This is a genomic window from Streptomyces sp. NPDC004284, assembly GCF_042874035.1.
In the GTDB taxonomy this organism is placed as follows: domain Bacteria; phylum Actinomycetota; class Actinomycetes; order Streptomycetales; family Streptomycetaceae; genus Streptomyces.
This window is the reverse complement of record NZ_JBIAMJ010000006.1, coordinates 1-12280: the sequence shown is the minus strand read 5'-3', so window position 1 is coordinate 12280 and position 12280 is coordinate 1. Positions and strand designations below refer to the sequence as shown.

General features: G+C 73.5%; 10 protein-coding genes. 4 read left to right on the top strand and 6 right to left on the bottom strand.

The features are described from left to right. The first annotated feature begins 40 nt into the window (after positions 1 to 40). On the top strand, positions 41 to 2014 hold the full coding sequence (locus ACFYUS_RS17050; RefSeq protein WP_388851842.1) for an acetoacetate--CoA ligase: 1974 nt from the start codon (positions 41 to 43) through the stop codon (positions 2012 to 2014). A 62-nt stretch (positions 2015 to 2076) separates the two neighbouring features. Here the strand turns inward: ACFYUS_RS17050 and ACFYUS_RS17045 are convergent, their stop codons facing one another. Further along, positions 2077 to 3159 (bottom strand): CU044_5270 family protein, encoded by a 1083-nt coding sequence (locus ACFYUS_RS17045; RefSeq protein WP_388851839.1) that lies wholly within the window; start codon positions 3157 to 3159, stop codon positions 2077 to 2079. Beyond that, positions 3156 to 4067, bottom strand: a complete 912-nt coding sequence (locus ACFYUS_RS17040; protein ID WP_388851836.1) for an RNA polymerase sigma factor — start codon at positions 4065 to 4067, stop codon at positions 3156 to 3158. Before ACFYUS_RS17040 ends, ACFYUS_RS17045 begins: the two co-directional genes overlap by 4 nt. 133 nt (positions 4068 to 4200) lie before the next feature. Here ACFYUS_RS17040 and ACFYUS_RS17035 point away from each other — a divergent pair, with 133 nt between their 5' ends. Continuing rightward, positions 4201 to 5856: a serine protease gene (locus tag ACFYUS_RS17035; protein ID WP_388851833.1), complete on the top strand. Its 1656-nt coding sequence runs from the start codon at positions 4201 to 4203 to the stop codon at positions 5854 to 5856. A gap of 73 nt (positions 5857 to 5929) precedes the next feature. Here ACFYUS_RS17035 and ACFYUS_RS17030 read toward each other — a convergent pair whose 3' ends face one another. Then, on the bottom strand, positions 5930 to 7249 hold the full coding sequence (locus ACFYUS_RS17030; protein WP_388851830.1) for an aminotransferase class I/II-fold pyridoxal phosphate-dependent enzyme: 1320 nt from the start codon (positions 7247 to 7249) through the stop codon (positions 5930 to 5932). A 45-nt stretch (positions 7250 to 7294) separates the two neighbouring features. On the opposite strand from ACFYUS_RS17030, the gene ACFYUS_RS17025 reads away from it, so the two are divergent. Continuing rightward, entirely contained in the window at positions 7295 to 8584 is a 1290-nt protein-coding gene (locus ACFYUS_RS17025; protein WP_388851827.1) for an MFS transporter, read from the top strand. Positions 8585 to 8608: 24 nt separating this feature from the next. Next, on the top strand, positions 8609 to 9499 hold the full coding sequence (locus ACFYUS_RS17020; protein ID WP_388851824.1) for a hypothetical protein: 891 nt from the start codon (positions 8609 to 8611) through the stop codon (positions 9497 to 9499). Between the two features lie 78 nt (positions 9500 to 9577). Here ACFYUS_RS17020 and ptsP read toward each other — a convergent pair whose 3' ends face one another. The 3 genes from ptsP to ACFYUS_RS17005 form a co-directional block, all read right to left on the bottom strand. Continuing rightward, positions 9578 to 11248: a phosphoenolpyruvate--protein phosphotransferase gene (gene ptsP, locus ACFYUS_RS17015; protein ID WP_388852978.1), complete on the bottom strand. Its 1671-nt coding sequence runs from the start codon at positions 11246 to 11248 to the stop codon at positions 9578 to 9580. 80 nt (positions 11249 to 11328) lie between these two features. Then, positions 11329 to 11778, bottom strand: coding sequence for a PTS glucose transporter subunit IIA (locus ACFYUS_RS17010; RefSeq protein ID WP_388851822.1), 450 nt, complete (start codon positions 11776 to 11778; stop codon positions 11329 to 11331). A gap of 282 nt (positions 11779 to 12060) precedes the next feature. Further along, on the bottom strand, positions 12061 to 12280 hold a 220-nt coding region (locus ACFYUS_RS17005; RefSeq protein ID WP_388851820.1), incomplete at its 5' end, for a hypothetical protein.

The following is a 12280-nucleotide window of genomic DNA, read 5'->3' as shown; positions in this document are numbered from 1 at the left end:
GGACACACGCAGACCCGCGTACAGCCAGGGAGCAGCCCTCATGACATCAGCAGTGCCGACCGAGCCCCTCTGGCAGCCGGACGAGGAACGCATCGCCACGGCCGCCGTCACCCGCTTCCAGGCCTGGGCCGCCGAACACCACGGCGCCCCCGCCGAGGGCGGCTACCCGGCGCTCCACCGCTGGTCGGTCGAGGAACTCGAAGCCTTCTGGCAGGCCGTCGTCGAGTGGTTCGACCTCCGCTTCTCGACCCCGTACGAGCGGGTCCTCGGCGACCGCTCCATGCCCGGCGCCGACTGGTTCCCCGGAGCCACGCTCAACTACGCCGAGCACGCCCTGCGCGCCGCCGACGAGCGGCCCCACGACACGGCCCTGCTCCATGTGGACGAGACACATGAGCCGACGCCGATCACCTGGGGCGAGCTCCGCCGCCAGGTCGGCTCCCTCGCCGCCGAACTGCGCGCCCTCGGCGTGAACCCCGGCGACCGCGTCAGCGGCTACCTGCCCAACGTCCCGCAGTCCGTCGTCGCGCTCCTCGCCACCGCCGCGGTCGGCGCCGTGTGGACCTCCTGCGCCCCCGACTTCGGCGCCCGCAGCGTCCTCGACCGCTTCCAGCAGGTCGAGCCGGTCGTCCTCTTCACCGTCGACGGCTACCGCTACGGCGGCAAGGAGCACGACCGCCGCGACACCGTCGCCGAACTGCGCGCCGAGCTCCCCACCCTCCGCGCCGTCGTCCACATCCCGCTCCTCGGCACCCCGGCCCCCGAAGGCACCCTCGACTGGGCCGACCTGGTCGCCGCCGACGTCGAGCCGGTCTACGAGCAGGTGCCGTTCGCGCACCCGCTGTGGGTCCTGTACTCCTCCGGCACGACCGGCCTGCCGAAGGCGATCGTCCAGTCCCAGGGCGGCATCCTCGTCGAGCACGTCAAGCAGCTGGGCCTGCACTGCGACCTCGGCCCCGAGGACGTGTTCTTCTGGTACACCTCCACCGGCTGGATGATGTGGAACTTCCTCGTCTCCGGCCTCCTCACCGGCACGACCGTCGTCCTGTACGACGGCAGCCCCGGCTACCCCGACACCGCGGCCCAGTGGCGGGTCGCCGAACGCACCCGCGCCACCCTCTACGGCACCTCCGCCGCGTACGTGATGGCCTGCGCCAAGGCGGACGTCCACCCCGGCCGGGACTTCGACCTCTCCGCCGTGAAGTGCGTCGCCACCACCGGCTCCCCGCTGCCCCCCGACGGCTTCCGCTGGCTCCACGACGAGGTCCGGGAGAACCTGTGGATCGCCTCCGTCAGCGGCGGCACGGACGTCTGCTCCTGCTTCGCGGGCGCCGTCCCCACGCTGCCCGTCCACATCGGCGAGCTCCAGGCCGCGGGCCTCGGCACCGACCTCCAGTCCTGGGACCCCTCCGGGAAGCCCCTGATCGGCGAGGTCGGCGAGCTCGTCGTCACCAACCCGATGCCGTCCATGCCGATCCACTTCTGGAACGACCCCGACGGCAGCCGCTACCGCGACAGCTACTTCGAGATGTTCCCGGGCGTCTGGCGCCACGGAGACTGGATCACGATCACGGACCACGGCTCGGTCGTCATCCACGGCCGCTCCGACTCCACCCTGAACCGCCAGGGCGTCCGCATGGGGAGCGCCGATATCTATGAGGCCGTCGAACGCCTCCCGGAGATCCGCGAGTCCCTCGTCATCGGCCTGGAGGAACCGGACGGCGGATACTGGATGCCGCTCTTCGTCCACCTCGTGGACGGCGTCACCCTGGACGAGGACCTGATCGACCGCATCAAGCGGACGATCCGCACGGAACTCTCCCCGCGCCACGTCCCCGACGAGATCATCGAGGTCCCCGGCGTCCCGCACACCCTCACGGGCAAGCGCATCGAGGTCCCCGTCAAGCGCCTCCTCCAGGGCACCCCGCTGGCCAAGGCCGTCAACGCCGGCTCGGTCGACGACCTCGGCCTCCTCCACTTCTACGAGACCCTCGCGGCCACCCGTCGGGGCTAGGACCCGTCATGACGGAAGGGCCCGTCGATCCGGTCGGATCGACGGGCCCTTCCGCGTACCCGCTAGCCCTTCGGCAGCTCGCCGGGCGCCGGGGCGGCGGCCTTCGCGAGGACCGCCGAGACCCCCAGGACCGTCCCGGCCCGTCCGGCCGACGTGGTCCCGGTGAGGACGGTGCGCTCGCCGAGGAACGCCGACGTCGCCCGGTCGAAGATCCACTGCGTCTGCTCGCCGTGGGCGGTACGGGCCACGGCGACGCCCTCGCGGCCGGCCGCGTCCTTCGCGGACGGCAGGACGGTCACGCCGGGGATCCGCGCCGCGGCCTCGTACAGCGCGGCGGTGACCTTCGGCGGGGCCCAGGTCTCGGCCAGCAGGGTCCCGATCGCGGTGAACGCCCGCTGATCGGCGTCGCCCTCGCCCGCCCGGGTCTGGTCCTGGATCAGGCGCAGCAGCACGTCCGGATCCGTGGGGAGCGTCGCCACGTACGCGTGGGTCGGGTTCGTGACGGAGGGCGGCGCCGTCTCCATGGTGGTCTTCCGGGGCGTGGCCCCGCGATGGTCCAGTTCGTACACGGGTGCCTCGGCGCCGAGTTCGGTGTCGGCGGCACCCGGCTCGCGCAGCAGCCCCGGCCGGCTGCCGTCGGCGGAGAGCCACACCTCGCGCTGGTGCGCGGGCGGCAGCGTGGCGGGACCGCCGGCCGCGTCGCGCCCCGCGTGGGCGACGAGGCTCTTGACGTAGACGTACTCACCGGGCCGGACGTTCGGCGCGGGAGCGGCGGCCGCGGCGAGCGCGGCACCGGACAGGACCCGCACGGCCTCGGACGAGGAGGGCCCGGCCGAGACGCGGCCGGGGGACCCGCCGGGCGCGTCCCGGGGCGCGAGCACGGCGACACCGGCGACGACCGCGCAGGCGGCCACCGGCGCGGCGATCCAGCCGAGCCGGAGCCCCTGGCGCGGCCGACGCGCACGCACCGGGCGGGCGGTCGCGCCGTCCCCGGCGGCGAGGGCGGTCCGCAGGACGGAGTGCCTGAGGTGCTGGTTCCGCTCCGCCGTCAGGTCGGGCACCGGAGGCGGGGGCAGCAGCTCGGTGAGCTCGGCACGCAGGAGCGCGTCCGCGTCGGCGTGCGGGCGGGGGGCGAAGGCGTTCATGCCTGGTTCTCCGGGGTGGGTCGGGGCGCGAGGGCCGGGCGGACGGTCGGGCGGACGGTGACGCCGCCGGGTACGGCGAGGGGTTCGGGTCCGGTGAGGGCAGGGGACAGGGAAGCGGGCGAGCCGACGCTCCCGGCCACGGACCTCGGCGCGGGCTCGGCGACGGACCCGGCACCGGCGACGGCCCCGGTCCCGGGCGGCGCGACTCCCGGCACCCCGAGGAGGCCGGGATCCGGCCCCGTCACCGAGAAGGGGCCGGACGCGTCCCCCTCCTCGCCGCCGCGGGGCCCGCCCGCCCCGGCCGCGGAGCCGCCAGGGGCCGGCCGCCCGCCCGAGCGGAGCGCGGCAGCGGCGGACCGCTCCCGGCGCCGCCCCGCGCGCAGTTCGGCCTCGGCGAGCTTCCGGAGCCGTTCACGGGCCCGGGACAGCCGGGAGCGGACGGTGCCCACCGGGATCCCCAGGGCCTCCCCGGCCGCCGCGTAGTCCAGACCCGCCCAGACCACGAGCGTGAAGACCTCGCGCTCGCGCCGCCTGAGCCCGCCGAGCGCCACCCGGGCGGCGCGGATCTGCTCCCCGTCCGTCATCCGGGCGAGGACGTCGTCGGCGAAGTCCGGCAGGACACCGCGCTCGGGGATCCTGGCCAGCGCCGCGTCCCGGCGGCGCGCCTCGCGGGCCGCGCCGCGCATGATGTTGGTCGCGATGCCCAACAGCCACGGGCGAAGGCTGCCGCCGTCGGCGTGCACCTTCCCGCGGCAGCGCCAGGCCTCCAGGAACGCGGCGGACACGACGTCCTCCGCGGCCGCCCGGTCCCCGCACACCCGGTAGGCGTAGTGGTACAGCACGCGTGCGTGCTCGTCGTACGCCTCTCCGAGCGCCGTGGGGTCCCCGGCGCGGAAACGATCTCTCATAGGTGATTCCACATCTGGCACTGGGCCCTGGTTCGCCCGGGTTCCCGTGACCTGGACCACACGCCCCACCAGGCGCCCGGCCGATGTGGCCCAGGTCACGGGAACGCCCCGCCCGCCCCGAGCAGTGCTGGGCATGAACGATTCCTCGAACTCCCGCCGTACGCCCCAGGGCACCGGCCCCGTCAGCGCCGGCCTCCAGAGCGCCGGCCCCCGCACGGCCACCGGCCGCCGCACCGTCCTGCGGACCCTGGCCCTCGCCGCGGTCCTCGCCGGCACGACCCTGAACGCCCTGCCCCCGACCGCCGTGGCTGCGGCCGGCACCCCCGAGACGTACACCCTGACGATCCGGCACCTCGACCGCGCCGGCGCGGCCACCGGCGGCTACAGCACCCACGTCACCGGCATCTCGGGCCCCGGCGCGCAGGAGGAGGCCGCGCCCTACGACGCGTCCGGCACGGTCACCGTCCGCCTGCCCAAGGGGCGCTACCTGCTCGACTCCACGCTGCACGGCTCCGATCCGGCCGCCGGGACCGACTGGGTCGTCCAGCCCCGCCTGGACCTGAACGGCGACACGACCGTCACCGTCGACGCCCGCACGACCGCCCCGGTGGACGTCCGCCCGCCGGAGTCGGGCGCCCGCTACCTGAACAGCATCGGGTTCGTCGAGGTCACCCACGAGGGGACCACCCGCTCCGCGAACATCATGACGGCCAGCGAGGGCCTGCGCGTGGCCCACCTCGGCCCGGCCTCCGAACCGGGCTCCGTCAAGGAGTGGTTCGACACCTACTGGTCCGGCACGCGCAACGACTACGCGCTCGGCTACACCTTCGCCTCCGACCGCGCCCTGACCGGCCTCGTCCGACACCCGGCGGCCGAGAAGCTCGCCACCGTCAAGATCCGCGGAGCCGCCGCCGAGGGCACGACCGGAACCGGGTTCGTCTCCATCCAGCCCAGCAAGGGCCCCACCATCGGTCTCGCCCAGCCCCTCCGGATCCCCGCCACCGCGACCGTCCTCGTCACCCCGGAGCGGGGCCGCTGGGACGTCACCTACACGGGCCCGGCCGCTCCCGAGACGCCGCCCAACCGCTACGAGGCGAACGGAATCGAGGTCCACGCGGGCGCGACCACCACGCACACCTTCGACAACGCCGTCTTCGGCCCCGCACTCGACACCACGTCCGGCGCCCGCCCGGCCGGCGTCCGCGACGGCGACAGGATCGCGCTCGACATCCCGCTCCTCGCCGACGGGGACGGCCACGCCCCGAGCGCACCGCGGTTCAGCGCCGCGACCACCACGCTCCACCGCGACGGCGTCCTGATCGGCACCCGCCGGGGCGAGCCGGGCCGCGCCGAGTTCACCACCACCCCCGAAGCGGCCTCGTACCGGCTGACGGCCTCGGTGACCCCGGGCGACGGCAAGGCGTCGAGCGGGCGCGTCACCGCCGCCTGGACCTTCACCTCGGCCGCCGCCGCCCACCCGAAGACGCTTCCCCTCAGCGTCGTCCGCTTCGCCCCGGACCTCGCCCTCGACGGCACCGCCCCGGCGGGCGCCCCGCTCCGCGTGCCGGTCATCGTCCAGGGCGCGGCCACCGGGACCGGCGTCCGGTCCCTGACCGTGTCGATGTCCACCGACAACGGCGCCACCTGGGCCCGCGTCCCCGTCCTCGACGGCCAGGTGTCCTTCCGCACCCCCGGCCCCGGCCGGACCGTCTCGCTCCGCGCCGAACTCGCCGACACCCAGGGCAACACCCTCACCCAGACCCAGCTGGGCGCCTTCCGCACCCGCTGAACCGACCCCGACCGGATGCTCCGGGGCAGGCCGACGCCCGCCCCGGAGCATCCGCGTGCCGGCGGCGAAGGACTCACGCGCCGTACGTCGCCTGCGCGTCCCCCAGCACCTCGGCGAAGTCCGCCGCGAACCGTGTCGCGTCCACGGGTGCGAGCCTCGCCGTGGTGATCCGTACCGCCGGCGGGGCCGCGACCCGGAACCGCGCCCCGGCCGCGACCCACCAGCCCTGCGTCCGCAGCCCGTTGACCACCGCCGACTCGTCCCGCACGGGCACCCACACATTGAGACCGCTCGCGCCGACCGCACGGATCCCGTACGCGCCGAGCGCGCCGATCAGCGCCGTGCGCCGCTCCGCGTACGCCTCCTCGCCCGCCGCCACCAGGTCCCGTACGGCCCCGTCGGCGAACAGGCCGGCCACCGTCTCCTGCAGGACGTGGCTGACCCAGCCCGAGGTCATCACCATCCGCCGGTCGTGCCGCGCCAGCGTCACCGCGTCGCACGCGACCCCGGCCCAGCGCAGGTCGATGCCGAGGTGCTTCGACACGGTCCGCACCTGCGCCCACCGGTCCAGCCCCGCTGCCGCGAGCGTGTACGCGGCGACCCCGCCGACCTCCGCGTTGTGATCGTCCTCGACCACGAGCACCTCGGGGAACTCCTGGAGCACGGCCGCCAGTTCGTCCCTCCGCGCGCGCGTGAAGAACGCCCCCGTCGGACACTGCCCGCGCGGGCTGCACACCACCGCGCGCACCCCGCCCCGCAGCGCGGCCCGCAGCGACTCCGGTACCAGCCCCTCGCCGTCCACGGTCACCGGGACCGCCCGCAGCCCCAACGCGGGCACCAGGTCGAGCACATGGTGGAACCCGGGATCCTCCACCGCCACGGCGTCACCGGGCCGCAGCTCCGTCGAAAGGAGCCGCGCGATGCAGTCCAGGGCGCCGTGCGCGAACGTCACGTGCTCCGCCGACACCCCGTCCCGCTCGAACCACGCCCTGGTCAGCGCCTCCAGACGCGCGAGCCGGGGCGCGGCGCGATGGGAGCCGTACACCGGGTCGACGGCAGCCGGGGGCCGCAGTACGGGGAGGAAGGCCGGGTCCGGAAACCCGGCGGACAGGTCCACCAGTCCGGCGGGCACGCGGGGCGGGCGCCGTGAGGCCACCGACGGCGCCTCCGCCACCACGGTCCCGCCACGCCCGCGCGTGACGACCAACCCCCGCTGCCGCAACTCCTTGTAGGCCGTCGCGACGGTCCCCGGGCTCACCCCCAGCTCGTCGGCGAGCCGCCGCACCGGCGGCAGGGCGTCGCCCGGGGCGAGCCCGCCCTCGGACACGCCCCGCTCCACGGACGCGGCGATCCCCTTGGCCGTCGCCCCTTCGATCGCATATTGTGCTGCCACGTAATCAATTATGTATCAGTACAAAGAAGTTCGCAAGGGGGACCCATGAGCCGCAGCACCACCCACACCACCCGTCCACCCCTCAGGGACCGCATCCCCGGCGGCACCGACGGCCGCCGCATGCTCGTCATCGGCTTCATCGACAAGTGCGGCACCGGACTCTGGTCCACGGCCATGGCCCTCTACTTCACCTACGTCACCGGCCTCGGCCTCGGCCAGGTCGGCCTCCTCATCGCCCTCTCCGGCGCCGCGGGCATAGCCGGCGCACCGCTCGGCGGCCGCCTCGCCGACCGCTTCCCCCTCGTCCGCGTCATCGTCTGCACCCAACTCCTCCGCGCCGCCGCCCTCTTCGCCCTCCTCACCACCGACAACTACCTGCTGCTCGTCCTCTTCTCCGCCGTCGGCGCCCTCCCCGACCGCGCCACCAACGTCCTCACCAAGCTCTACGCGGCCCGCGTCGCCGGCTCCGACCGCGTCCGCTACCAGGCCATCAACCGCACCATCTCCAACCTCGGCTGGACCCTCGGCGGCCTCGGCGCCGCCGCCGCGCTCGCCATCGGCTCCACTACCGCCTTCCAGACCCTGCTCGTGGGCGACGCGCTGTCCTACCTCGTGATGGCCGCCCTCACCCTCCGCTGCGCCGAACCCCCCGCCCCCGCCGCCTCCCGCGTCGCCGCCTCCTCCACCGGCCCGGCCCCCACGACCAAGCCCTCCAACCCCTGGCGCGACCGCGGCTTCCTCGCCTTCACCGCCGGCGAGGCCGTCTTCTTCCTCCACGACTCGATCACCCAGGTCGCCCTGCCGCTCTGGATCGTCCACGCCACCGAAGCCCCGGTCGGCCTCGCACCGCTCCTGATGGTGGTCAACAGCGCCCTCGTCGTGATCTTCCAGGTCCCGCTCTCCCGCTTCGGCTCCACCACCGACGCCGCCCGCCGCCTCTTCGGACCCCTGGCCGGCCTCTTCGCCGTCGGCACACTCGCCCTCACCGTCTCCGCCCTGGGCGGCCGCACCCTCGCGATCACCGCCCTGATCACGGCCGCCGTCGTCCTCACCTTCGCCGAGATGATCCACACCATCGCCTCCTGGGAGATCTCCGTCGCCCTCGCCCCCGACGACGCCCAGGGCGCCTACCTCGGAGTCCACGGCCTCGCCCAGTCCACCCAGCGCTTCGCCGGCCCCCTCCTCGTGACCGGCCTCGTCTCCGCGGGCCCCCTCGCCTGGCCCTTCCTCGGCGCCGCCCTGGTCGCCACCGCCGCTGCGCAGAACCGCCTCGTCCGCCGTCGCCTCACCGAACCGTCACTGTCAGTGCCGAAGGTTACGGTGAGTGAGCACTGATCGGAGCGTCACCAGGGGGAGAGCATGACCCGCACCGGCACCACCACCGCACACCTCCGCCGCGCCCTGCGCCGCGAGGTCCCCAGCACCGTCGGCCTCCTCGCCGACGAGCAGGACTTCGCCGCGATGCGCCAGTACCGGACCTTCGCCTTCGACGACCACACCACCTACCTGCGGCAGATCGAGGGCCTCCTCAAAACCCTCGCGGCACAGGGCGGCCACACCACCGTCACCCTCTTCGACCCCGAGGAGTACGCGGCCTGGTGCGCCGAGACCGGCACCGACCCCGACCACCCCGCGAGCCGCAGCCGCTTCACCGCCCACCTGGCCGCCACCGGCGCCCGCGTCACCTACACCGGCCAGCCCCTCACCACCCTCCTCCCCGAACTCGTCGACACCGCCGTCCGACAGGCCACCTGGGAGTACGCCACCACCGTCCTCGCCACCGTGGGCGACTGCGCCGACTGCGGCAAGGACATCGGCACAGCCGCCTACGAGCGGGCGACCCGTCTGCTCGTACGGCTCCTCGAAGCCGCCGGCCCCGGTACCCACCACCTCGTCTGCAGCGTCCAGGCCGTCGACGACCAACTCCTCGCCGTCCTCCACACCCAGGACACCGCACCACCCGAGGACGCCACCGGCCCGGAGTTCACCGCCGTGCTCGCCACCGGCATCGCCCTCGCGGCACCCGGCGGAATCGTCCTGCGCACCACCACCCCCGGCGCCCCCGACCGGCTCCACGGCTGGCGCCTCACGGGCGGCAGCCTGATGCCCCTCACCGAGGCCGAGGTCTTCGCCGCCTACTGCACCGACGCCCGCACCGGCGAACCCCTCTCCCCGGAACCGGGCGTCGAATACCGCGCCGGCCTCCCCCTCGCCGCCGACCCCGATGACGACTGGACCGCCCACCACTGACCCCGGCACGGCACACGACGAAGGGGCTCCCCGCCACCACGTGACGGAAAGCCCCTTCAACGAACCACCTTCAGGGGATCACTCCCCGGACAGCACCGCCTGCGCGGCGAGACGCGCCTCGTGCGCCGTGTCCGCGGCCCGCGCCGCGGCCGCGGCCCGCTCGCACTGCGCCAGCGTGTACTTGGCCAGCGTCGCCCGCACATACGGAATCGACGCCGCACCCATCGACAGGGAGGTGACCCCCAGACCCGTCAGCACACAGGCGAGCAGCGGATCCGAAGCGGCCTCGCCACAGACACCACAGCTCTTGCCCTCGGCCTTGGCCGCCTCGGCGGACAGCGCCACCAGGTCGAGCAGCGCCGGCTGCCACGGGTCCTGGAGCCGGGACACCGCACCGACCTGACGGTCGGCCGCGAAGGTGTACTGAGCCAGGTCGTTCGTGCCCAGCGACAGGAACTCGACCTCCTGCAGGATCGAGCGCGCCCGCAGCGCGGCCGAGGGAATCTCGACCATCGCACCGAACTTCGCCCGCAGCCCCGCCTCACGGCACGCGTCGGCGAACGCCTTCGCGTCCGTACGGTCGGCCACCATCGGAGCCATGACCTCGAGGTACACCGGCAGCCCCTGGGCCGCCTTAGCCAGCGCGGTCAGCTGCGTCCGCAGCACCTCCGGGTGGTCGAGCAGCGACCGCAGACCCCGCACACCGAGCGCCGGGTTCGGCTCGTCCGCCGGCGTCAGGAAGTCCAGCGGCTTGTCGGCACCCGCGTCCAGCACCCGCACGACCACACGACCCTCGGGGAACGCCTCGAGAACCTTGCGGTACGCCTCGATCTGCTTCTCCTCGGACGGCGCCTTCTTGCTGTCGTCCAGGAAGAGGAACTCCGTACGGAACAGACCGACGCCCTCGGCACCGGCCTCCACCGCCGCCGGCACGTCCGCCGGACCGCCGACATTGGCGAGCAGCGGCACCTTGTGACCGTCGGAGGTCGCGCCCGGACCGCTCGACGTCGCCAGCGCGGCCTTGCGCGCGGCGGCGGCCTTCGTCAGCTCCGCCTTCTTCTCCTCGCTCGGGTCCACGAAGAGCTCACCGGTGGAACCGTCGACCGCGATGAGCGTGCCCTCGGCCAGCTCACCCGCGCCCGGCAGCGCCACGATGGCCGGCACGCCCAGCGCCCGCGCGAGGATCGCGCTGTGGCTGGTCGGACCGCCCTCCTCCGTCACGAACCCGAGCACCAGCGCCGGGTCGAGCAGCGCCGTGTCGGCGGGCGCAAGATCCCGCGCGATCAGCACGTACGGCTCGTCGCTGTCCGGCACACCGGGCATCGGCACGCCCAGCAGCCGCGCGACGATCCGGTTCCGCACGTCGTCCAGGTCCGCGACCCGGCCCGCCATGTACTCGCCGGCACCCGCGAGCAGCTCGCGATAGTGCGAGAAGGCGTCGTAGATACCGCGCTCGGCCGTGCTGCCGACCGCGATGCGGCGGTCGACGTCGGCGATGAGCTCCGGGTCCTGGGCGATCATCGCCTGGGCCTCGAGCACCGCCTGGGCCTCGCCACCGGCCAGATTGCCCCGGGCAATCAGGTCCGCGGCCACAGCCTCCACGGCCTGACGGGCGCGCCCCTGTTCGCGCTCCGCCTCGTCCGCGGGGATCTGCTTGGCCGGCGGCTCCAGCACCGCCGTACCCATGTGCCGGACCTCGCCGATCGCCACTCCGTGGCTGACGCCGACGCCTCGCAGCGTTGTCTCCATCTCACCCGTCTCCGATTGAGCGACGGTCCCGGCCGTCGCGTTGAATGTCGAACTCGCGGTCGTCACGAGGACGGACCGGCTCAGTTCCAGCCGAAGAGAACGTCGTCGGCCTTCACGTCGCCGGACTCGACGACATCGGTGAGCGAGTCGGCGGTGGCCTCCAGGGCCACGATGGGACAGATGGGGGACTTGCCGGCGGCCTCGACCTCGGCGGGGTTCCAACGGACGACGGCCTGTCCGCGCGCCACCCGGTCACCCTTGCCGACGAGCAGCTCGAAGCCCTGCCCGTTGAGCTGGACGGTGTCGATGCCGAGATGGGTCAGCACACCGTGTCCCTCGTCGTCCACGACGACGAAGGCGTGCGGGTGCATGGAGACGATGACCCCGTCGAGAGGGGAGACGGCCTCCGAGGGCTCACGTACGGGATCGATGGCGGTACCGGGACCGACCATCGCACCGGAGAAGACCGGGTCGGGAACTGCGGCGAGACCGATGGCGCGTCCAGCAAGCGGCGACGTCACGGTTGTCATGGGAAGCCTCCCAGGGGCGGAGATTGTGTGGCGCCGTCACTACCTGTCCTGGACGGCGTACTGTTCAGAAGCGTATGTCATAGGAAGTCCCGGTTCCGCACGAGACGTACCCGTTGGGCGGAGCTAGGGACTACCGGAATGATTTGCCTCTACTGACGGTGGGATGTACTGTCGTACTCCTGCCTGACCCCAACGCGGCCTTGAGTCGCGGGTCGGCAGCACCTATCAAGCCAGATCCTAACCCCAGTGGTCTACACCTCTGCGTGCTCGCAGGGACTGTGGTCAGGGGGACCGAGAAAGCCTGGTAATGTTCAACCCCGCCGGGAACGGAAAGCGCGAATAGCGAATTCCAATCCCAGCAGCCCGCTCCAGCGGGTGGCAGAAACGGAAATCGGATCTGCTAAGCTGGAAACGAAGGAAGCGCCCGGAGGGCCCGGAAACGGGAACGAAGGAAGCGTCCGCACCTTGAGAACTCAACAGCGTGCCAAAAATCAACGCCAGA